The following is a 19548-nucleotide window of genomic DNA, read 5'->3' as shown; positions in this document are numbered from 1 at the left end:
TTCATGAGGACTCAGTAGGACAGCGTGGTGCTGAAGAAGAATCCCTGCGCCCGTTCATCGCCGCCGACGCGCCAGCGATACTGCAGCGACAGGTCCACATAGGAACGCGGTGCATGATAGCGATCGCCCCGGAACCAGTAACGCAGGTTCACCCCCGGACCCATGCCGATGGCAGTGCGATGGGTATTGAGCGAATTGAAGTCGGCGTTCAGGCTCAGATGCGGGAACAGCACCAGCTGATCGCTCACGCTGTCGAGCCGGAAACTGCGTCCGGTCTGGAGCGAGGCCAGGCCATAGGTCTGCGGATTGCGCAGGTAGCGGCCGACCTCGCCATACCATTGCGTGGTCCACCAGTCGGGACGATCCACTCGCAGGTCGGTACCGATGCCATCGGAATAGGCCAGCTGCACCAGCCAGTCGGCGGCGGACTGGCTTCCCAGCGGGATCAGCCGCCCCAGCGACAGCACCAGGTTCTGGCTGGCCAGCGGCTTCCAGCGCGCGCCTACGGTGGCTTGCGCAGTCTGCGTGCCGGTGGTGCCGCCGGACTGGTCCTGCAGGGTCTGGAATACGCGTGCGAACAGTTCGACCGGACGGCCGCCCTGATAGCCGAAGGGTCGCCAGTAGGCTTCTGCTCCCGCCTGCAGGGTGCTGTCGGTGGCGGAGGCACCGGGACGTCCGCCATTGCCGGCGCTGGGGCCGCCGCCGTTGTGCGTGAGCGAGGCAATGAAGCCGCCGCTGCGATCGATGGTGGCGATGCTGCGACGGGTATCGAAGCGCTGCTGCGGCGTCTGCTGCAGGCTGCCATCGTCGGCACGGTCGACGCTGCGCTTGAACCAGCCCAGCGCGGCGTCATCGTCACCGGCATCGATGGCGGCATACCCCGCATCAGAAAGTGCGCGGGCGGGCAGGGTGCCGCCTGCATCGGCACGACGGAAGGCGTCCCGGGCAGCGGGGGCATCCCCCGCCTGGGACGCCAGGTAGGCCAGTTGGAGATCATCCAGTCCATCCAGCGCGCCGCCATCGCGCGCGGCGAGGAAGCGTTCACGCGCTTCGCGTGGATGACCGGTGCGGGCCAGCAGCGCGATCTCGGTCTCGACCGGCAAGCCGCCTTGCGCCAAGGCCGCCTCACCATCGGCGCGGGCACCCGCGCTATCTCCCAGTTGCGCGCGCAAGGCTGCGCGCCTTGCCAGCAAGGGGCCGTCCGCACCCTGTGCCTGCAGGGTGGCGCTGATGGCCTGCTCGGCTTGCTGATCCTGTCCACCAGCCTGCAAGGCATCGATCAGCAGCAGGCGGTATTCGGCATTCTGCGGTGACAGGGCTACGGCCTCGTTCGCAGCTTGCGCCGCCTGTGCGTACTGTTGCTGCTGCATCGCCTGGTAGCCGCGTGTGGCGGCATCGAAGCCCGCATCGCGCGCTTGCGCGCCAAACGTCACGTGGCAGGGATTGACGTTTTCTGCACCATCGCGGCTGCAATCCAGCGCCGGCACGGGGTACTGGCTTGACGATACGGACGGGTTGCGCTGTTCGGCACCGAGCGCCGCCAGCCGATAGCGTCCCAGTGCCTGGGTGGCCTGCTGGCGCGTCAGGCGCAAGCGCGCAGCTTGGCGTGCATCGATTGCGGGGGCGAGCGTGTCGGGATCAAGATCGTTCAGCACATCCAGTGCTGCCTGCGGTTGTTGCATGGCCAGTTCGGCATCGGCCTGCAGAATCCCTGCATCCAGTTGTTCAGCGGCGCTGCTGTCGCTGGTTGCCAACCGGCGTGCCTGCGCGAAGTCGGCGCGGGCGGCATCGGCCTGGCCCAGACGCACGCGGGCATAGGCGCGCAGCAGCAGCGGGCCGGGCTGGCGTTCGTCCATGGCATGGGCTTCGTCGGCGGAGCGCTCGGCCTGCGCGATCTGCTCGTTGTGCAGCAGGGCTATCACCAGCATCAGGCGATATTCCATTTCCTGCGGTGCCAGTGCCACGGCCCGGCGGGCAGCGTCCAGCTCGGCCTCGACTTGGTTGCCGCTTTGTGCGCGGAAGACTTCGGCCGCAGCCATGGCGGCGCGTTCGCGTTGCAGTTCCAGCTGGCGGCGCAGCAGCGGGCGCTGGTCCGTGACCTTGTCCGCGCCTTGGGCCAGTACTTCGCTGGCGCGGTCGTAGTCATGGGTCTCGATCAGCGCATTGCCCAGCAGCAGCCAGTAGGCGCTATTGTGCGGGGCGGCTGCCACAGCCTGGCGTGCCAGCGTGACGGCCTGCTCGTAGCGCTTGCCATCGTAGGCGCGATAGGCCGCTGCTGCGGCGGCATAGCCGGGGTCGCGCGCCGTGCCACGCCCGGCGCTCATTCCGCCGCGCTGCTGTTGGCGCAGTTCGCGCAATTGGCGGCGCAAGGCCATGGAATCCGGGCGCAGGCGTATCGCTTCCTGCAGTTGCGCCTGCGCCTGCCCGAACGCACCGCGCGCCGCCGAGGCATAGGCCTGCTGCGCCAGGCGATAGGCCGGGCCGGACAGCGGCAGTTCCACCACCGCAGTTTGTGCCAGCGCGGTTCCGGTGGTGGCAGCAGCACCGCTGACCAGCAGCAGGAGCAGCAGGGACAAGGTCTTGTTCTTCATCGTGTCTTCTTGTTGTGGTGATGAGGGCGGGGCTCAGGCAGGCTGGCCGCCTTGTGCCAGCCAGTCGCGCTGGCGCCGTACCGCCTCTTCGATGGCCTCGCGCGAGATCACGGCTTCATTGACCAGGTAGTCGCCGATGCGGCCATGCAGGTCGGGTCGATAGCGCTGCATGGCGGCATCGAAGACCGGGCGCGACAGCAGGCCGCTGGCGATCAGCAGGTCGCCCAGCAGCGGGACGCGGGCTTCGGTGCGGGCCGGGTCGAAGGCATTGTCCTGCCCGCGCAGCAGGCGCAAGCCGGCAGCGATCTCGGACTCGCGCGCCACCATGGCGAAGGGGGCGCGGCCCAGGACCGCTTCCAGCTCGGCCCGCGCGGCATCGGTCAGCGCACTGGCCACGGCCACCCGCGCCATGCCCTGGTCGGGCCGGCCTTCCTTGCCGGGGCCGAGGTAGAGCGTGCGCAGGCGGGCGCAGATTTCCACCGGCAGTTCGCCCGCATGGCGTTGCACGCGTTCCCGCGTGAGGCTCACGCGCGGCAGGCCTTCTTGATAGGCCAGTGCTTCGGCCAGGGTTTCTTCATCCAGCCAGCCATGGCTGACCATGACGGTCCCCAGCGGCAATTGCGTGCGGCGCTGTTCCTCCAGCGCCATCGACAGCGTGGCCTCGTCGACTGCCTGCCAGGTCCGCAGCAGGTCACCCAGACGCAGGCGCACGCGGCTGGCGATGCCATCCGTGGGGAAGTCGTGCATGGTCTTGTCCCAGGCCAGTGCGCGGCCCGCGAACAGGTACAGCAGGAACAGCCGCCACGCACGCGCCACGGCCATGAAGTTGACGAAGTTGGCCACCACCATGCGCGGCAGGGCCATCAGGCCGTGACGCCAGCCGTACAGCTCGGTGGTGAAATAGAAACGGTGCAAGGCACGATTGAGCATCGCCAAAGCATTGAGCGTGAGCACGGTGCGCCACCAGCCGTCACCGGCCAGCAGGGGAGGGTAGAACACGTCCCACCACTGGAAAGTGGTGGCCGCCGAAAACAGGATGAACTGCAAGGCCAGCACATAACCCAGCATGCTGACGAAGGCCGTGACGACGCCCTTGCGGTCGTGCAGCAGCAGATAGCGTGCCGCCAGCGAGCCGCGCCACTCCATCTGCTCCCAGCTCTGCAGGCCGATGCCGATGACCCAGCGCGCCTTCTGGCGATAGGCCTGGGTGAAGGTGTCGGGGAAATATTCGCGCACCGCCAGCGGCATTTCCAGCGTGCTCTCGGCCACCTGCTCGCGCTTGCCGAAGAACCAGGGTTTGCGGCGTACCTTGAACTTCACGGGGAAGCGCGCAAAGATGGTCTGCATGCCCATCTGCGAGAGTTTGGTGCCGACCTCGTAGTCTTCCGTCAGGCTGGACACGTTGAAGGGCTCCCCATCGGAGGCCTGCATCAGGCCATGCAGCGCCTTGCGCGAGAAGCAGGTGCCGACCCCCGCCGAGGGTACCAGTCCGGCCACGCTTTCGCGCACCATCATGTCCTTGGCATGGCTTTCGGCGAATTCGTCCATGTAGGTACCGGCCACCAGTTCAAACCATTCGCGCTCCAGCGAGGCTACCGGCAGTTGGATCATGTCCTTGCGTGGCAGCAGGTAGTTGAAGAATTTCAGCTCCATCGGATGCAGCACGTCTTCGCTGTCGTGCAGGACCACACCGGCGAACTGCATGCCCAATCCGGCTTCGCTGGCAAAGATGGTCTTGACCACCCAGTTCAGGCAATCGGCCTTGCAGGTCGGACCGGCATGCGGCACTTCCACCCGGTGCAGCTGCTTGTAGCGCACCCGCATGCGCTCCACTTCGTCGATGGTCTCGCGGTCGTTGACGTAGGTGCCGACGAAGATGTGGTAACGCCGATAGTCCAGCACGGCCACCATGTCCTCGATCATCTGCGCGATGACGTCCGCTTCCATCCAGGCCGGCACCATGATGGCGATGGGCTGCTCATCGCGCTGCCGCAGCTGCTCGACCGTCAATGGCGTGCGCACGCGCTCGATGGTGAACCGGCGCCACAGGCGGCGCGACCAGTACCAGAGGTCGAAGAACAGGTCGTCCAGCGCCGACAGCAGGATCAGCAGGGCCACCACGGCCGCCGCAATTTCCAGTGCCGCGTAGTAGTTGGCGAACAGGAAGTTGAGCTGGGCCGTGGCATTGGCTGTGGTGAACATGCGCCGTCCTCAGTCCTGGCCGGCGTCGCGCGGCGTCGCCTGGGCTTGCTTGCGCTGGGCTTCCTGCTCGGCCATGCGACGGCGGCGCGTGCGGCTGGCCAGGATCAGCAGGAGAATGAACAGGCCGATGATGGTCAGCGGCACCACCCACCACAGGATGTCCGGAATGGTCAGCGAGGGGGCGTCCTGCACTGCATCGCGGCCACTGGCGTCATTGGTGTCGATTTCCGCCAGCAGGCCGGTCGAGGAGACGGCTGCCACATTGCCGGACGACAGCGCAAACGGTTTGGCCACCAGCGGCCGTTCCTTGCCGACGCTGTGCCAGACCACGCCTTGCTGGCCGTTGGTCTTGGCGACCTCCAGGATGCCGAGGCGGTCGAAGCCGGTGACGTCGAGCATGGGCTTGGCGCTGCTGTCATTCATCACCAGCGTATTGCCCTTGACCTGCACGATGCCCTGGGCATCCTTGAAGGGCAGGTCAAACGCCAGGAAGCTGCCAGAAGGAGCGGCCTCCTTGCCGTCGTCCACTACGGTCATGCGGGTGCGGTCGGCGGGCAGGCCGGCGCTGGAGGCCACCATGATGACGCGCTGCAGGCTGGCCGGCACGTCGTCCAGATAGCTGTGCGGCACCAGCAACTGCGCACCGGCGGCGAAGCGGCGGACCATGCCGGTGAAGTTGGCTTCGTCCTGGGCCTTGTCCAGTTTCAGGTGGCTGGATCCCAGCACCGCTACCGGGAAGGCCTGGGGCGTTTCACGGCAGTTGTCGCTGGAGGGCTGGCGCACGAAGGACACGCGCAACTGGTTCTGTGCAGCCAGCGCACCCGGCGGGATGCGCGCGATGATGCGCTCGCGCTGGCCGTCGGCCTGCAGGCTGCGCGCTCCCAGCAGCACATCGTTGAGGAACACCGAGGCCACCGGCGGCGTGCGCGTGGCACCCGGCGCGGCCGAGACATCCAGTACCAGTTCGGACGGCAGGCGGCCGTCGCTGGCGACTTCGGCGATATCGAAGGACGCACTCCAGTCGGCGCGGCTGAGCACATCGATGCTACCCGGCGCACCGCCCAGGTTTTTCAGGAGGATGAAGTCTTCACCCGTCACCGGCTTGTGCGCCGTGCGCGCCACCAGCGAGGCGGCACCGCTGATGTTGCGCCAGTAGCGGTCGAACATCTGCGCAAAGGCGGGGCCGGACTGCGCACCCGCCAGGATCACCGGATGGCCGAAGGCTGACGACAGCCGCAGTTCACCTGCCTGCAGGCTGGCGGACTGCGGCTGCACGCGGGCGCGCCAGGCGCTGAAGGCCGGCATCGCTTCGGGCGCGCTGGCCTGCACCTGCTGCTGCAGGGCGTTCATGGCGCTGTCGATACCGGAGAGCAGCGCTGCATCGGCCACCACGATGTCGGCCCGCACCTGGTTGCGGCCCAGGGCCAGCAAGGCGCCGACTTCGGCGGGATCCTTCAGGGCATGTTGGCCGCTGCCCTTGAGCGCGGCAAACGCGGCAATGCCGCGCAGCCCATCGGGTACGTTGAGGCGGCTCAGGTCGATCACGTCACCCACGCGCGGCAGCACCGTCACCGTACTGTGCTTGCCCGCGCGTTCCAGCGCCACACCGATGCGCCAGGCGCTGTCGTAGCTCTGTGCATCCAGTTGGCGTCCCGCCACCATGATGGAGGTCAGGGCCGGCAGCGCCCCCCAGGCGGTGCGCAGGTCGCCGATGGCGCGGCTGTCGTAGCGGTAGCTGAAGGAGGAATCGGGATTCACCTGCAGCACGTTGCCGGGCGTACGCGGGTCGGCGCATTGCGACAGGCCGGAGAGCATGGTGGTCCAGTTCACGCCCATGCGCACGAATCCATTGGCGCGAGGCGCGCCATCGATGCCCAGCGCCAGGCTGGCATCGCCCTGATCGGCCGTCATCGCACGCGCCGCGACCGGATAGGTATCGATGGCCAGGACCATGGTGGTGCGGCCGCCATCGGCGCGCAGATACTTTGCGTCGAGTATCAGATTGGCATCCGCCAGCGGCACGTTGGAAGGCACCGGCAGATAGAGTTCGCGGCTGCTGTCATTGGACGCCAGCACCAGCGGCGAGGTAATGCCCAGTGAGGCCAGGGTCTCGCGGCGCTCGATCCAGGTATCGTCAGTCAAGGTGCGGAAAGCGTCAGCGGCGGCGTTATTGCCTGTGGGGGCGGCCAGCAGGACCGGCGAAAAGCCGGCGGCAAGCACGGCGACGGCCAGCGTCATGAACATCGGCGTTCCCGCGGACAAGCGCAGGCGGCGCGCAGCCGCTGGCTGGGGGTGGTGGCGTGCAATCATCAGATTCCTGTCGCAAGAGGGACCATCGGTCCGCGTAGTCCGGACCTTGTGGCGTTTCGTTGAATTGTTTGTTGTTCGGTTGCGTGGCTCGGTTGCGTGCGGTAGGAGCGGAGGGAGGTCAATTTGGTTGCATGTTCGATATCACTCTTTACACCTTGCAGCACGCGGACACTTTCCTTGTGTCCATTTTTCCGTGATTTTTTGCTTGAAATGGCGAGCCAGAAAAACTAAGTATTCAGGGCGATTGCCGTCTGGCATCGTCCGGAGTAGCGCATGGGAAAAGGGGAGCTGCTGGCTGATTTCGCCTGAGGAGAAAAGGCGGGGTAACGCAACACTGACAAGGATTTTTGTGAGAATTACCTACATCAAGGGACGTAAAAAATTTTTTATATTGTTTGATTTCACCAGGTTCTGGCGGGCAAAACTTTCCATAAAAAACTAAGTAAACGGGACGACGCTACAAACCGCAACGTCTCGCCCCCCGTGGCTTGCGAATGGATGAGTCAGGCGGAGAAGGGCTGGAAGTTGCGTCCGAGAATGGCATCGGCGATGCGGGCACAGGCCTGTCCGTCGCCATAGGGATTTTGTTTGCGTGCGAAGCTGCGCCAGAGCCGGTCTTCGCTCAGCAGGGTGGCCACGGTATCGACGATGCGGCCGGTATCGGTGCCGACCAGTTGCACGGTGCCTGCGGCCACGGCCTCGGGGCGTTCGGTGACGTCGCGCATGACCAGTACCGGCTTGCCCAATGCGGGCGCTTCTTCCTGGACGCCGCCGGAATCGGTGAGGATCACGTGGGCGCGCTGCATCAGCCGCACGAACTGAAGATAGTCCAGCGGCTCGATCAGATGCAGGCGCGGCAGGCCGGACAGCTCCTGCATGACGGGGCCGCGCACGTTGGGATTGAGGTGCACCGGGTAGACGATCTGCAGGTCATCGCGTTGCGCCAACTGGGCCAGTGCGCGGCAGATCTGCAGGAATCCGGTACCGAAGTTCTCGCGCCGGTGGCCGGTGACCAGCAGCAGGCGGCGTTCGGGCAGCAGCGGTGGCAGGGCGGCATCGAGCTGGGCGCGAAGCCCGGCATCGGCATCGATGCGCGCCACCGTCATCTGCAGGGCATCGATGACGGTGTTGCCGGTGACCACGATTTTTCCCTGCAGGGTTTCTGCTTCGAGGTTGCGGCGCGACTGCGCGGTGGGGGCGAACATCAGGTCGCTGACCACGTCGATGGTGCGCCGGTTCATCTCTTCCGGCCAGGGCCGGCGCATGTCATGGGTGCGCAGGCCGGCCTCCACGTGGCCGACCGGGATGCGCCGGTGAAAGGCCGCCATGGCCGCCACCATGGCGGTGGTGGTATCGCCGTGGACCAGCACGCGGTCGGGCCGGGTCTGCTCCAGCAGCTGGTCGATGCCGGCGAAGAGGCGCGCGGAGAGACCGTTGAGCGTCTGGTCCGGCACCATCACATCGAGGCTGTGATCGGCCTCGATGGCGAACAGCTCCAGTACCTGCGCCAGCATCTGCTTGTGCTGGCCGGTGGCGCAGACGATGGACTCGATGGCGGGCTCGGCATCGAGGGCCTTGACCAGCGGTGCCATCTTGATGGCTTCGGGGCGGGTACCGAAAATCGACAGTACCCGGAGAGGGCGGCTGGGCGTGGCGTGGTCCATGATGCTCCAGTAAAGGCTGCGTGAGCGCGCCTGTATCAAATCGAGGTCGTGACCGGCGTTGGGCTGTTCTTGTTGATTGTTGGCATCAGCGTGGTGCGCGGATTGGTGGGGCCATCCGATAAGCAGAGACAGCCCGGGATGTGGGACAAGACCCGTGAAGATTTGGTTCTGGCGACAGGGCGAGGCTTGGACGGAGCATACGCGTTATCGTCATTGCGCCCGGGCAAGCTTGGCTGGCCCGGGCGCAGGACTTACGGTGAGGGCGCGGCGAGATAGTTGCGGCGCTGCCGCTGGTGGCGTATTGAGAGCAAGTGAACGACACCCCTGGAGCGGGCATAGAGCACCAGGGTATCCTTCATTACGTACTCTCGTACCTCCGTGTGTCGGGCCAGTCTGCCCAATTGCCGTTCGAGGAGGCGCAGGGCGCTGTGGACTTCGATTGATTGCCCGGCGCCGCCTTGAATCAAGGGGCCGAGCTGCGGAAAACTTTCCAGATTGGGGATGACGGTCGCGATCAGTTCATCCAGCAGCTGGTCATAGGCATCGGTTGCCTCATTGGCGTCGAGGAAATCCTCGATCTGCGCCAGCCCGCGAAGGAAATACGTCGTGACCTCGACCCGATGCGGGACGGCCACCTTGTACCTCAGCGCGTGGTCTTGGCAGTGCGGCGGCGTTTGAGGCCGTTGAGGGCGGTGCGGGCATCGTCCACATGACCGGCCGCGACATCGGCCAGCCCGGCGCGGGCATCTTCAATGGTCAGCAGGTGCAGGTGCTCCCGCTCCAACTGATGGTAGTAATCCAGTCGCTCTGTATCGATCAAGGCGACGTAGCTGACGCCGTTCTTGGTAATGATTTTCTCTGTGCCCGCCTTGACCTGATCCGCCAGTTCGGAAAGTTGGGCCCGGGCTTGCGTCAGCGTAATCACGTCAGTGGAAGAAAAGGCCATCTCGGACCTCCTAAAATGATGTACAGATTCCTGTACATTATAGAGGCCTGCCTTGCTGGTTGCTTGCGTGCGCATGATGTCACTCCTTGGATGGAAGAGGCGCATGCTCGCGCAAATTGCCTGGTCTGGCAGCGAAATCGTGAAATCAATCCGCTTTCCTCGCATTTTTTGATTGTCTGCCACTTCCATCACCATTGGCCGCCCATGAACCTCACCCCCCTCGCCATCCTCCTGGTCTTCCAATGCCTGGGCGAAGGCACCGCGCAATTGCTGGGCCTGCCCATTCCCGGTCCGGTGATCGGCATGCTGCTGTTGCTGATCGCCTTTCTCTCTTCCTCACGCCTGGCGCAGATGATGGAGCCGACCTCATGGGGCATCCTGCAGCACCTGTCGCTGCTGTTCGTGCCGGCCGGTGTCGGCGTGATTGCCGCTGCCGGCCAGCTCAAAGGCGATCTGCCGGCCATCGCGGTGGCGCTGGTGGTGAGCACGGTGCTGGCCATCGGCGTCGGCGCGCTGGTGACCAATGCGGCGATGAAGCGCTTCTCTGCGGCACGCCAGCCGGATCACGATGAGGAGTCGCACTGATGCACGGCCTGGCCCGTCTGACCGATGTCTGGGTCTACCTGGCGGCCTCGCCGCTGCTGGGGCTGACGACCACGCTGGTGGCCTATCTCGTGGCACTGTGGATCTACCGGCGGCTGGGTTACCACCCGCTGGCCAATCCCGTGCTGATCGCCATCGTCATCGTGGTCAGCATCCTGGGCATCACGCATACGCCCTACAAGACGTATTTCGAAGGCGCGCAATTCGTGCATTTCATGCTTGGACCGGCCACGGTTGCGCTGGCCATGCCGCTCTACAAGCAGTGGCACAATTTCCGCCGCGCAGTGCTGCCGCTGATGCTGGGACTGGCCGCCGGTTCCGTGACGGCCGTGGTCTCGGCGGTCGGGATCGCCTACGCCATGGGGGCCTCGCGCGACATCGTCATTTCCATGGCACCCAAGTCGGCCACCACGCCGATTGCCATGGCCATCTCGGAACGCTTCGGCGGCCTGCCGTCGCTGACCGCCGTGCTGGTGATCTGCACCGGCATCCTGGGCGCGGTCCTGGCGCGCTACGTGCTCAACTTCCTGCGCATCGACAGCCATCCGGTGCGCGGCTTCGCGCTGGGCGTGGCCTCGCATGGCATCGGTACCGCGCGCGCTTTGCAGGTCAGTGCGGAGATGGGGGCCTTTGCCGGATTGGGCATGGGACTCAATGGCGTCTTCACCGCCGTGCTGGTGCCGGTGCTCATGCCGCTGTTCCTGCGCTGGACCGGAAATTGAGAATGAACTAAATAATTTAAATTTAAGTTACTTGCTTCGGGCACCATGGCGGTACCTTGAACTGCTCCACCAGAAAATCACGCATGCGCTGCACCTTGGGCGGCAGATGCGTGCGGGTCGGGTAGAGCGTATGCACCACCAGCTGCTCGCCGGTGCTCCAGCCTTCAAACAATTCCACCAGTTCACCGGACTGGATTGCCGCGTTGACGATGAAGTCCGGCTGGATCGCGATGCCCTGGCCGGCCATGGCCATGGCACGGCAGGTAGCGCCATTGTTGACGTAGACGGTGGAGCGCACGCGCACCGTGCAGGTGTCGCCGTGCTCATGCTTGAAATGCCACTCATCGCCGCCGTTGCGGTAGCTGTAGGAGATGAAGGGATAGTCGCGCAGTTCCGCCGGACTCACCGGCGTACCGTGCCGCTGCAGGAAGGCCGGCGAGGCGCAGGCAATCATGCGCACCGGTGCCAGCGGCCGCGCCACCATGCGGCTGTCACCGAGGGTGCTGATGCGGATGGCCATGTCGAAACCTTCCTCAAGCAGGTCGATGGTGCGGTCAGACAAGGTGATGTTGAGCGTGATCAGCGGATTCTGTTCGGTGAACTTGCCCCATAGCGGAGCCAGTTGCTCCACGCCGAAATCCTGCGGAGCGCCGATGCGCAGCCGTCCGCAGGCCTGGTCGGAATTGAGCCCGACTTCGCTCTCCACATCCTGGATGGATTCCAGCAATTCCTTGCAACGCGTGAAGTAGACGCGGCCCTCATCGGTCAGCGAGAGCCGCCGCGTGGTGCGGTGGAGCAGGCGGATGCCGAGGAACTGTTCCAGCTCCGAAACCTGCCGCGAGACCGCCGGTTTGGACTGGCCGGTCACCTCCACGGCGGCTACGAAGCTGCCGCTCTCTACCACGGCGACAAAGGTTTCCATCGCTTGCAACTTGTCCATGGCTGCTTTCCGATCCGCAAGAAAAATACCGGTCAGATTGCCACAGCAGCGTGCGCCTGCCCATGCTACGTTCGGATAATGGCGCGTCCGGAAAATCCGTTCATCGCACCGTGGCGGCCCACGCCACCACTTCGCCCGCCAGCCGCGCCGAGGCGCTGCCAAAGGCGCTGACCACCTCCGGCACCTTGCTGCCGGCCACCGCTTCCACCACCGCAAAGCGCCGCGCCGCCAGTTGCTGGCGCGTGGCGGTGTCGACCAGTCGCGCGTCATAGACGATCACCACGCTGGGCGCGCCGTTGCGATATTCTGTCTGGAAGGCGTTGAGTGCGCCATCGAGTTCGACCTCGGCCGCGATGTTGGCATTGTCGCCGGACAGGCGCGGGAAACGTCCGTCGGCCTGGAAGGCATCCAGCAGGCGGTCGCGCAGCAGCTGCGGTGCCGGATCGCTCCAGCGCACGCCGGCATAGGACTTGACCACGTCGCCTTCAGGCAGCACCAGGATGCGTTCGCTGTCGATGCTGCGGCTGGCCGCCGGAGTGGCGATGCGCAGCGCGCGATAGGGCGTGCCGGTGCTCGCCGCATGCGGCGAAGCCAGCGGCGGCAGGCGATAGACCGCCAGCGGATCGGACTTGGGAAGAATCGAACACGCGGTCAGGGCCAGGCTGGCGGTCACCAGGGCGGTGCGCAGGAGCGGGGTCATCATGGTTGGAATTCCTGAAGATTGTCTTGGCCCAGCAGGTAGGCACCGGGATTGCTTTCCAGCTTGCGGCTGATGGCCCGCACCGAGGCCAGGGTACTGCGCAGTTCGGTAATGGCCGGGCCGATCTCGGCCACGCCCTGGGCACCGTTGTTGAGGGCGGCCTGGTTCTGCTGGATCAGCTTTTCGATCTGCTGGCTGCTGGCCGCCAGCGAACGCATGGCTTGCTGCAGGTTGCCCATGGCGTCATTGCCGCGTGTGGCCAGCAACTGGTTGGCCGACTGCATCGCCAGATTGGCCTGGCGCGCCGCTGCCGCCAGTTCCTGCATGGCGGTGCCGACGTTGCCGCGCTGGTTGGCCAGGGTATCGGTCAGCTGTTCCAGGTGCGCCAGGGTCTGGTTCAGGCGGCGGGCGTTTTCCGGCGCCAGGAACTGTTTGGCATTGAGCAGCACTTCATTGACGTTGGAGAGCAGGTCCTCGCCGTTGGAGAGCAGCGCCGACAGCGGCGAGGGCGAGGCGATGATGATCGGGTCATTGCCATCCTTGGACTCCAGCCGAGGACTCTCGGGCGAGCCATTGGTCAGCTGGATCAGTGCGGTACCGGTGATGCCGGCCAGGGCCAGCTTGGCGCCGGTGTCTTCCTTGATGGGCGCCTTGCCGGTCACGCGGATGCGGGCGCGCACCTTGCGCGGGTCGGCCGGGTCCAGGCTCAGGCCGACCACATCGCCCACCTTGATGCCACTGTATTGCACAGGACTGCCGCGCGAGAGGCCGCTGACCGCCTCGTTGAAGATGACCGTGTAGTAGTCGACGTCGCGGTCCTGTCCGACCTTGGTCAGCCACAGGCAGAACACCAGTGCCGCCAGGGCGACCAGGATGGTGAAGAGTCCGATGAGGACGTGATGGGCACGCGTTTCCATTAGGCGTTTCCTTGATGCGTTGGGGTGGCCGAAGCACGCAGTGCGGCCTGGCTGGCGGCCCGTCCGCGCGGGCCCTGGAAGTATTGCCGTATCCACGGATCATCGAAGGCCGCCACGGCCTCGATGCGGTCGGCCACCAGTACGCGCTTGGCCGAGAGCACGGCAACGCGGTCGCAGATGGCATAGAGGGTGTCCAGGTCATGGGTGACCAGGAACACGGTCAGGCCCAGCGCGTCGCGCAGGGTCAGGATCAGGCGGTCGAAGGCGGCGGCGCTGATGGGGTCGAGGCCGGCGGTCGGTTCGTCCAGGAACAGGATGTCCGGATCCAGCGCCAGCGCACGGGCCAGCGCGGCGCGCTTGATCATGCCGCCCGAAAGTTCCGCCGGAGTTTTGTCGCCGGCTGCAATGGGCAGACCGGCCAGCGCCAGCTTCATCGCCGAGACCCCACGCGCCTCATCGGCATCGAGTCCGCCGTATTCGGTCAGGGGCAGCGCGATGTTTTCCAGCACGGTCAGCGAAGAGAACAATGCGCCCTGCTGGAACAGCACGCCGAAGCGACGCTCATACTGCGAACGTGCTTCGGTGGACAGTGCAGACAGATCCTGTCCGAACACTTTCACCTGTCCCGCCGCAGGACGTTGCAAGCCGACGATGCTGCGCAGCAGGACCGATTTGCCGGTACCGGAACCGCCCACCACGCCCAGGATTTCACCGCGCCGCACCTGCAAGTCCAGCTGGTCATGGACCACTTGCGGTCCGAACTGGTTGCGCAGGCCGCGCACGTCGATGATCGCTTCGACGGCCTGATCGTCGTGCGCCGGGGTCACCATCCCATCTCCATGAAGAACAGGGCCGCCAGTGCATCCAGCAAAATCACCACGAAGATCGACTGCACCACGCTGGAGGTGGTGTGCTGGCCTACCGACTGGGCGCTGCCGCTGACCTTGAAGCCTTCGTTGCAGCCGATGATGGCGATCACGAAGGCAAACAGCGGTGCCTTGACCATGCCCAGCACGAAGTGGCGGATGCCCACATCCTGCTGCAGCAGCGAGAGGAACATGGTCGGGCTGATGTCCAGCGACAGCGCGCACACCATGGCTCCGCCGAAGAGGCCCGACATCATGGCGATGAAGGTGAGCAGGGGCATGGAGATCAGCAGCGCGATGATGCGCGGCAGGACCAGCAGGTTGATCGGGTCCAGTCCGAGCGCGCGGATGGCATCGATTTCCTCGTTGGCCTTCATCGAGCCGATCTGCGCCGTAAAGGAACTGGCGGTGCGCCCGGCCATCAGGATGGCCGTCAGCAGGACGGCGAATTCACGCAGGAAGGAGAAGGCCACCAGGTCCACCGTATAAAGGCTGGCGCCGAAATCGGCCAGCACGGTCGCCCCCAGGAAGGCGACCACGGCACCCACCATGAAGGTCAGCAGGGAGACGATGGGCACCGCGTCCAGCCCGGTCTGTTCCACTTGGGCCACTACGCCCGTAAAGCGCCAGCGCGAAGGACGCCAGAACGAGGCCGCCAAGGTCTGCAGGCACAGTCCGGCAAAACCCAGCAGGCCGCGCGAACAGGCGCGCAGGTTGAGGGTGGCGACGCCGGCCCGTTCCAGCATGTCGGTAATCCAGGCCTGCGGCGGCGGGGCGGCCTTGGGCATGGCGATGGCCTTGGCCTCGGCCACGGCGGCCAGCAGGCCGCGCCAGGCGCGCGGCAGATTGCTGTCCTCGCCGGTCTGGCGCAAGGCTGCGGGCACGCCCAGCAGATCCACCAGCAGCTTGGCGCCCACGGTGTCAAAGGCGGTCAGTGCAGAAAACGTCAGCACCAGCTGATCGTCTACCGCCGGCCGCTGCTGCGCGATCTGGTGCGACAGCGCGCGGTAGTTGCGCAAGGTCCAGTCGCCTTCCACGTGCAGCACAGGCGGGCTGGACGGTTCGAGGCGGAAGGTGGCGGCGTTGTTCAAATCAGGTCAGGCCAGCGAGGGCAAGGTTGGAAGAGGGCAGTGTACCGAACTTGCGCGCCACTGCGCAAAAAGCGTCAGCGGGCCGCCGCAAGTATGGCATGGGCACAGGCTTCGCGCCAGCCGCAATGACCCGCGCGGGCACTATCCCAAGAGGTAATTGCTGCGGGGGGAAGGGGCTCCTACCATGTGCCTTCCCTGGACCCGGCCAGTGCCATTCTCCTCCCTCCACCCGGCAGAAAGCACCCGGGATGATTTGACGTTTTCTGCACCATGCCGCGTGCGGCACGCTTCTCATGAAAAAACTCGTCTTCACTCTTTCCGCCCTGGGGCTGCTCAACGCCAGCCAATGTGCCCAGGCCCAGACTTCCGGCGTCACCGTCTATGGCGTCATCGACATGAGCCTGGTCTATGCCAGCAAGGTCGGTGCCGGCAACAACAGCCGCGTCAGTGTCGACTCCGGTGACGCCATGGCCTCGCGCATCGGCTTTCGCGGCCGCGAGGAACTGGGTGGCGGACTGGCGGCCATCTTCCAGCTGGAAAACGGATTCTCCGCTGACGACGGTGCCATGGCCACGCCGGGCAGCCTGTTCGACCGCAAGTCGGTGGTCGGCCTGAGCAGTCAATACGGCACCCTGACCATCGGCCGCCAGACCGATTACCTGGAGGAGATTGGTCTGCAATACAGTTCCTTCCAGATTTTCGGGGGTGGCGGTGTGCGTGCCGGTCACTTCAACAGCCTCGATCGCCTGACCGGCGCACGGACCAGCAATTCGCTGCGCTTCGATACGGCCGACATTGATGGCTTTACCGGCAGCCTCTTCTACGGCTTCGGCGAGGTCGCAGGCAAGACTTCAGCGGGACAAGCCTTCGGCGTCGGAGCCAACTATCGGCGCGGCAATGCCGGCATCGGTGCCGCTTACTACCAAAGCAAGCTGGCCGCGGATACGCCGCCGTCCAGTGCCGGTGATACCGACCTCAAGACCTTCACCCTGGGGGCCAGCTACCAGGCCGGTCCGGCCAAGCTGTTCGCAGCCTGGTCACAGGTGCGCCGCCCGACCCAGCAGCCGCTGGCGGCGAGCGGACTGGTGGCCATCACCAGCGCTACCCGCGCCAATGTGTTCGACGTCGGCGTGGATTACGCGATGAATGCCAGGCTGCACCTGCTGGGCAGTGTCATCCATGATCGTGCCGATCTGTCCCGTGCCAGCGGTGGTGCTACGCGCGGACACACCACGCAGCTCAATGTCGGCATCGATTATTTCTTCAGCAAGCGCACCGATCTCTACGCCATGGCCAGCCGCCAGTCAGCCAGCGACGTGCTCAATCCCGGCGTCATCAGCGCGGCCTATTCGTCGGCACCGGCGGACGACAGCAGCCAGAATGTCCTGCGTATCGGGCTGCGGCACAAGTTCTGAGAGCGCCGAAAAACATAGCCGAAAACGGCAAAACAGCCTCCGCAGTGCGGGGGCTGTTTTGCTTTTGAGCGGTGCGATCCGGAGACATCAGGGGCAAAGAAAGGCTGCATGCGGGAAGAGAACGCAGGCTGCGCGCGCCGCAGGACCTCGTGCGGCGCGCAGGTTTGCCAAATCGGGCTACGCCGGTGCGGGAAGGGAACGCAATAATCCATCACACCCGTTCCACACCGACACGTTCCGACCATGACCTCCACTCGTTTCCGTTCCCGCCTGCTGCGCAAGGCGGTCTTGTCTACGCTTTCCGTAGCCGGCCTGGCCACTGCCTTGCTGGCGCCGCTGCCGGCCGCCGCCCATGGCGCGGCCGCACACATGTTGCCGCTCAAGAAGACCCTGGAAGATTTCGGCGCTACCGTGCGCTGGGATGCCTATGCGGGTCTGTGGACCATCCAGCGCAACAGCGTGACCGTGCGCGTCAAGCCGCGCGCCACGACCGCGCTGGTCAACGGCCAGAGCGTGAAGCTGCCGGTGCCGCTGGTGATGAAGAACGGACAGCCCTATGTCTCCGACGAATTCATCAATACCGTCTTTGCGCCCAGTCTGGACAAGACTTTCCAGATCGAGGCCGTGCCGCATCCGCTGAACCCGCTCAGCGCCGATGAGATCAATGCCACGCTGGATGTCTTGAAGGCCAGCGGCCGCTGGCAGCCGTCCTATCGCTTTACCGAAATCACGGTGGCCGAAGCGCCCAAGGAGCAGGTCTGGAAATTCGCCCTCGGCGAACGCGGACAGACCTTTGCCCGGCGCGCCGATTTCACTTTGCTAGATGGCAGCCAGGTGATCGAAGGTACGGTGGATCTGGGCCAACGCAGCGTGACGCGCTGGGAGCCCAAGACCGGCGTGCATGGCATGGTGCTGGTGGATGACTTCGCCACCGTCCAGAATGCGATGGAAACCAGCCCCGACTACGCCCAGGCGCTGGCCAAGCGCGGCATCACCGACATCAAGAAGGTGGTGGCCACTCCGCTGACCGTGGGCTACTTCGGCGGCAAGGATGCCTTGCAGGAAGATGCCCGCCTGCTCAAGGTGGTCAGCTACCTGGATGTCGGCGACGGCAATTACTGGGCCCATCCCATCGAAAACCTGGTGGCGGTGGTCGATCTGGTGCAGAAGAAAGTCATCAAGATCGAAGACAACGGCGTGATCCCGGTGCCGATGAAACCGACCGGCTACGACGGCAGCGGCCGCGCTCTGGTGCCGCCGCCCAAGCCGCTGGACATCAGCGAGCCCGAGGGCAAGAACTACACCATCACCGGCAACACCCTGCGCTGGCGCAACTGGGAGATGCACTTCAAGCTGGATTCGCGCGTGGGGCTGATGTTCTCTACCGTCACCTACAACGACCACGGCAAGAAACGCCAGATCATGTACGAGGGTTCGCTGGGCGGCATGATCGTGCCTTACGGTGATCCGGACGTGGGCTGGTATTTCAAGGCCTACCTGGATTCGGGCGAATACGGCATGGGCACGCTGACCTCACCCATCGAGCGCGGCAAGGATGCCCCTGACAACGTGGTGCTGCTCGATGCCACGCTGGCCGACACCAGCGGCAAGCCGCGCACCATCCCGCGCGCCATTGGCGTCTTCGAACGCTATGCCGGTCCGGAATTCAAGCACCAGGAATACGGCCAGCCCAATCTGTCGGTGGAGCGGCGTGAGCTGGTGATCCGCTGGATCAGCACGGTCGGCAATTACGACTACATCTTCGACTGGGTCTTTGCCGAGAACGGCACCATCGGCATCAATGCCGGCGCCACCGGCATCGAAGCGGTCAAGGGCGTGAAGTCCTCGACCATGCGTGACGCCAGCGCGGCCGAGGACACGCGTTACGGCACGCTGATCGATCACAACATCGTCGGCACCACGCACCAGCATATCTACAACTTCCGTCTTGATCTGGACATCGATGGTGAAGGCAATACGCTCACCGAAGTTGATCCGGTGGTGTTGCCCAACACCCGGGGCGGCCCGCGCAGCAGCACCATGCAGACCGTGCAGCGCACCGCAGAGACCGAGCAGCAGGCGGCGCAGAAATTCGATGCATCGACCATTCGTTTGCTGAGCAATCCGAACAAGTTCAACAAGGTCGGCAATCCGGTCTCTTACCAGCTGATCCCGTATGCGGGCGGTACGCACCCGATTGCCAAGGGCGCCAACTTCTCGCCCGATGAATGGCTCAACAAGCGCCTGAGCTTCATGGACCGCCAGCTGTGGGTGACCCGCTATGACCCGCAGCAGCGCTTCCCGGAAGGCAAGTATCCGAACCGCTCGCACGAGGACACCGGTCTGGGCGCCTTCGTCAAGGACAACCAGTCCATCGTCAACCAGGACGATGTGGTCTGGCTGACCACCGGCACCACGCACGTGGCGCGTGCCGAAGAGTGGCCCATCATGCCCACCGAATGGGTGCACGTCCTGTTGAAGCCCTGGAACTTCTTCGACGAGACGCCCATCCTCGGCCTGAACAAGAAGAAATAAGGCTTCCCCAAGCCGGCAAAGCTTGACCGTCTGCGCTTCGGCCCGA

General features: G+C 65.0%; 15 protein-coding genes. 4 read left to right on the top strand and 11 right to left on the bottom strand.

All coding sequences use genetic code 11. The features are described from left to right. Positions 1 to 11: 11 nt before the first annotated feature. The 6 genes from J2X56_RS06220 to J2X56_RS06195 form a co-directional block, all read right to left on the bottom strand. The gene (locus J2X56_RS06220; protein WP_310158962.1) at positions 12 to 2591 is read right to left on the bottom strand and encodes an NfrA family protein; all 2580 of its coding nucleotides are present in this window, start codon (positions 2589 to 2591) and stop codon (positions 12 to 14) included. A 33-nt stretch (positions 2592 to 2624) separates the two neighbouring features. Then, entirely contained in the window at positions 2625 to 4793 is a 2169-nt protein-coding gene (locus J2X56_RS06215; RefSeq protein ID WP_134135934.1) for a glycosyl transferase family protein, read from the bottom strand. Positions 4794 to 4802: 9 nt separating this feature from the next. Beyond that, positions 4803 to 7103, bottom strand: a complete 2301-nt coding sequence (locus J2X56_RS06210) for a hypothetical protein (RefSeq protein ID WP_310158958.1) — start codon at positions 7101 to 7103, stop codon at positions 4803 to 4805. 503 nt (positions 7104 to 7606) lie between these two features. Next, positions 7607 to 8767: a non-hydrolyzing UDP-N-acetylglucosamine 2-epimerase gene (gene wecB / locus J2X56_RS06205; RefSeq protein WP_310158956.1), complete on the bottom strand. Its 1161-nt coding sequence runs from the start codon at positions 8765 to 8767 to the stop codon at positions 7607 to 7609. Positions 8768 to 9018: 251 nt separating this feature from the next. Next, a complete protein-coding gene (locus J2X56_RS06200) occupies positions 9019 to 9402 on the bottom strand; it encodes a type II toxin-antitoxin system RelE/ParE family toxin (RefSeq protein WP_310158953.1) in 384 nt (127 codons plus the stop codon). 8 nt (positions 9403 to 9410) lie between these two features. Further along, complete coding sequence (locus tag J2X56_RS06195) at positions 9411 to 9713, bottom strand: type II toxin-antitoxin system Phd/YefM family antitoxin (RefSeq protein WP_209567631.1); 303 nt, start codon at positions 9711 to 9713, stop codon at positions 9411 to 9413. Between the two features lie 204 nt (positions 9714 to 9917). On the opposite strand from J2X56_RS06195, the gene J2X56_RS06190 reads away from it, so the two are divergent. Beyond that, positions 9918 to 10298: a CidA/LrgA family protein gene (locus tag J2X56_RS06190; RefSeq protein WP_310158951.1), complete on the top strand. Its 381-nt coding sequence runs from the start codon at positions 9918 to 9920 to the stop codon at positions 10296 to 10298. After that, positions 10298 to 11038, top strand: coding sequence for an LrgB family protein (locus J2X56_RS06185; protein ID WP_034339613.1), 741 nt, complete (start codon positions 10298 to 10300; stop codon positions 11036 to 11038). The genes J2X56_RS06190 and J2X56_RS06185 overlap by 1 nt, the downstream gene beginning before the upstream one ends. A gap of 22 nt (positions 11039 to 11060) precedes the next feature. Here J2X56_RS06185 and J2X56_RS06180 read toward each other — a convergent pair whose 3' ends face one another. The 5 genes from J2X56_RS06180 to J2X56_RS06160 all read right to left on the bottom strand — a co-directional run bounded on the left by J2X56_RS06180 (position 11061) and on the right by J2X56_RS06160 (position 15552). Next, entirely contained in the window at positions 11061 to 11978 is a 918-nt protein-coding gene (locus J2X56_RS06180) for a LysR family transcriptional regulator (RefSeq protein WP_134135924.1), read from the bottom strand. A 100-nt stretch (positions 11979 to 12078) separates the two neighbouring features. After that, on the bottom strand, positions 12079 to 12681 hold the full coding sequence (locus tag J2X56_RS06175) for an ABC-type transport auxiliary lipoprotein family protein (RefSeq protein ID WP_310158946.1): 603 nt from the start codon (positions 12679 to 12681) through the stop codon (positions 12079 to 12081). Next, entirely contained in the window at positions 12678 to 13595 is a 918-nt protein-coding gene (locus tag J2X56_RS06170) for an MlaD family protein (protein ID WP_039785481.1), read from the bottom strand. The genes J2X56_RS06175 and J2X56_RS06170 overlap by 4 nt, the downstream gene beginning before the upstream one ends. Further along, positions 13595 to 14425 carry an ABC transporter ATP-binding protein gene (locus J2X56_RS06165; protein ID WP_034339621.1) on the bottom strand — a complete coding sequence of 277 codons (831 nt, stop codon included), beginning with the start codon at positions 14423 to 14425 and terminating at the stop codon, positions 13595 to 13597. The genes J2X56_RS06170 and J2X56_RS06165 overlap by 1 nt, the downstream gene beginning before the upstream one ends. Next, positions 14419 to 15552, bottom strand: coding sequence for an ABC transporter permease (locus J2X56_RS06160; protein WP_121041767.1), 1134 nt, complete (start codon positions 15550 to 15552; stop codon positions 14419 to 14421). Before J2X56_RS06160 ends, J2X56_RS06165 begins: the two co-directional genes overlap by 7 nt. Positions 15553 to 15845: 293 nt before the next feature. On the opposite strand from J2X56_RS06160, the gene J2X56_RS06155 reads away from it, so the two are divergent. Then, positions 15846 to 16967, top strand: a complete 1122-nt coding sequence (locus tag J2X56_RS06155) for a porin (protein ID WP_310158934.1) — start codon at positions 15846 to 15848, stop codon at positions 16965 to 16967. Between the two features lie 243 nt (positions 16968 to 17210). After that, positions 17211 to 19502, top strand: coding sequence for a primary-amine oxidase (tynA, locus tag J2X56_RS06150; RefSeq protein WP_310158932.1), 2292 nt, complete (start codon positions 17211 to 17213; stop codon positions 19500 to 19502). The last annotated feature ends 46 nt before the right edge of the window (positions 19503 to 19548 follow it).

The sequence above is a fragment of the Herbaspirillum sp. 1173 genome (assembly GCF_031455335.1).
GTDB classification, from domain to species: Bacteria; Pseudomonadota; Gammaproteobacteria; order Burkholderiales; family Burkholderiaceae_D; genus Herbaspirillum; species Herbaspirillum huttiense.
This window is presented reverse-complemented; position numbering and strand designations above follow the sequence as displayed.